The organism is Moorena sp. SIO2C4 (assembly GCF_010672485.1).
Taxonomy (GTDB): Bacteria; Cyanobacteriota; Cyanobacteriia; order Cyanobacteriales; family Coleofasciculaceae; genus Moorena; species Moorena producens.
Window position 1 is genome coordinate 1 of the sequence record NZ_JAAHGN010001029.1, and the last position, 2,678, is coordinate 2,678.

2 protein-coding genes are annotated in these 2,678 nt (G+C 45.4%); one reads left to right on the top strand and one right to left on the bottom strand.

All coding sequences use genetic code 11. From position 1 onward, the window contains the following. Positions 1 to 361 precede the first annotated feature (361 nt). Positions 362 to 1,063 (bottom strand): Crp/Fnr family transcriptional regulator, encoded by a 702-nt coding sequence (locus F6K20_RS33170; RefSeq protein WP_008189404.1) that lies wholly within the window; start codon positions 1,061 to 1,063, stop codon positions 362 to 364. 70 nt (positions 1,064 to 1,133) lie between these two features. Between F6K20_RS33170 and F6K20_RS33175 the strand changes: the two genes are divergently transcribed. Next, complete coding sequence (locus F6K20_RS33175) at positions 1,134 to 2,078, top strand: DALR anticodon-binding domain-containing protein (protein WP_161603198.1); 945 nt, start codon at positions 1,134 to 1,136, stop codon at positions 2,076 to 2,078. Positions 2,079 to 2,678 lie beyond the last annotated feature (600 nt).

The following is a 2,678-nucleotide window of genomic DNA, read 5'->3' on the forward strand; positions in this document are numbered from 1 at the left end:
TAGCAATTTCGGGCTTTGCCCGACGCGGGGCGCGTTCGCGCCCCGCGTGGCCTACGGCCAAACGCGAACGGAGCAGCCAGTAGCGCTGCATCGCTTTGTCCCTCAAATTTGGAAATTTGGAAACACCATTACACCCATTGCCATAAAAACATTTATATAAAAAAAACTGGCTGTGTTGTGAAGGGTGTTACCCCTCACAGCACAACCAAGCTGATCATCAATTACGGCACAGGATGGCTGATTTGTGCGATCTGTTAGGTATATATTTATTAAAAAGGAATTTAGCATGGCTGTGTTGCCAGTTTGGCAGTAAATTAGATTTCCACTGCAATTACTCGAACACAAGCATCTACAAGTGTACCTAATTAGGAGTTATCTTAGGTACTGAGTCACCTGATAAGCAAATTAAATTATCCTTCTGAGTGTTGATGATTCCCCGTTGGCGAAGCTTTCCTATCAACCGAGTGACAGTCACGCGGGTGGAGCCAATGGCACTACCGATTTGTGCATGAGTTAAGGGAAATGGTAAGCAGTAACCTTGTTCACACGGTTCCCCGAACTCTTCAACCAATAATATGAGAAATCCCAAGAGCCGATCAATGGTTCGTCGCTGTCCTAAGGTACTCAGCCAGAGGAGTTTGCGTTGATGCTGAAGCCTAAATGCATCTAAGATCTCCCGTCGGAAGTGTGGCCAGTTGTCTAAGTCATCCCAGTACATCCATACCACAGCAGTTTGCTCAACGTGGGAGTAAGCCTGAAGTGTGAAGGGTGAAAGGGCAACAATTTCAAAGGGCTGACCGGCACCAATGAATCCTAAAAACGCTTCTTCCATATTCTGATGGGAGCATTGAGCTCCAGAAAAATTGGGGCTAGCGCTGACTTGAGAAGTACCCACCAAACGGATTGCCCCCCGCTCTACCAAATACAACAACCCAGGACGGGTAGGAATCCGCTCATCTTTGCTAAACGTCCTATAACGGTAGTGTTCCTGTCCCCAATCTAAGATCCTTTGCCAAGTTACAAAGGGTCGGGATGCCTCTAATGGGTCGGATGGTGAATACATAAGCTCCGAGCCTGATGGATACACAAGTTTATCTAGATCTTACATGGAGTCCAAAGTAACAAAAAATACCTTGAGAAGTAGCTCATGGCGCGTAAATTTGTCAGGTAATTCTGCTGCTCTGAGTACCCGATTACAACAACAGATATCGAGAGCAATAGTATATTCTGGTATTCCCCAGTTGATATTGGAAACGATTCCTTTAGAAAGGTGCTCAGATAATACTGGTGTAGCATATCGCTCAGCGATCGCTCTCAAGCTTTCTCGCGCCATGCAGCAAAGTCCTCTCGCCATTGCTCATCAGTTAACTGTATCTTTGCCAACCATAACTCAAGATGCTGGGAAACAAAACTTGATCGAATTCGAGGTTGAAGTAGCTCCCCCAGGCTGGATTAATTTTTGGCTGACAGATCAGGGGTTAGCAACTTGGTTACAAGATTGGATTCAACCTTCAACAGACACCCTGATTAGCTTTCGCCCTCAACAAGGTCAAAAGAATCTCTTGCCCTACTTAGAACTTACCACTCAGCACTCAGCACTCTTCTCACAAGATACTTCCAAGATCTTTAGAGTTCAGTATGCCCATGCTCGTTGCTGCTCACTCCTGGGCTTGGCTCATCGCCAGGGCTTAATCCAGATTCAGAGTATGGACTTGAAAACCTCTAAGGGACTCATAGTTGTGCCATATCCAATTCCCTGGTTAAAAGACGACTTAGGAAAAGGAACAAAGCAGCCGCTTATACAGTTGGTCCATCCAGCAGAAAGACTTTTGATTGGTCAAATCATGGACTTGACAGACTACTTTAGTGGAACTGAATCAAAGCATTGGCTAAAATTGGCAAGTTCTGTGAGCAATGCTTTTGAGCAGTTCTACCGTAGCTGTCGCATTTGGGGGGAGGTGAAACACCAGACCCCTAGGCTGGCTCAAGCAAGGTTAGGATTAGTGGGAGTAACTCAAGTAGTCTTGCGATCGCTTCTAGAAGACCAACTAGGTGTCCTTGCACCAGGTGAACTTTGACCGAAAAAAAAAATTTTGCCAAAGGGGTTGACAAATCCAGAAAGTTTTCGGTATATTTACGGATGTGTGAGGAGCGAACCAGTCAGGGAACCGAGACGAAACACGGCCAGTCGTCGGTTCCCTTTCTGATTTAATTGCCGGATTTAATTTTCTGATTTAATTGGCCGAGGCAGATACCGCCAGTAGCAAAGCTGGCTTGATGCCCAAAGGCGGGCTCTTTGACAAAAAAAATGGGTCTCAAGCCCCGTCCTTCGTTCGACGGCTTTTAATAAAATTACTAGAATAGAAGAGTGGCCTAACACAGACAGGATTCGTCGGTACTGTCATAACCTCACGACGTAAAGCGATGTTAGCACCTGAGGCGCGAAAAACCTCATTAAAAACGTATGGATCCTAACAAATACCGCAAACCAGTAAAGTAAACCTTAAAAGATAAAAAGTACCGTGGGGCACACGGAAACTGAGGAAACTCAACGCTTAGGGAGATAAGCCCACTGGGGTTAGTTAAATTAGGCTAGGTATTTGGTTCTTAAACGGATATTTGGCTTAAGTATTGCCTTTGACGGATAGCTAATTTTAAGGCATGTCGAGGAACTAAGA

What these genes read in the sequence shown, in the direction of transcription:
- F6K20_RS33170 (WP_008189404.1), bottom strand. Translation starts at nt 1,063, where the DNA reads ATGTATTCACCATCCGACCCATTAGAGGCATCCCGACCCTTTGTAACT.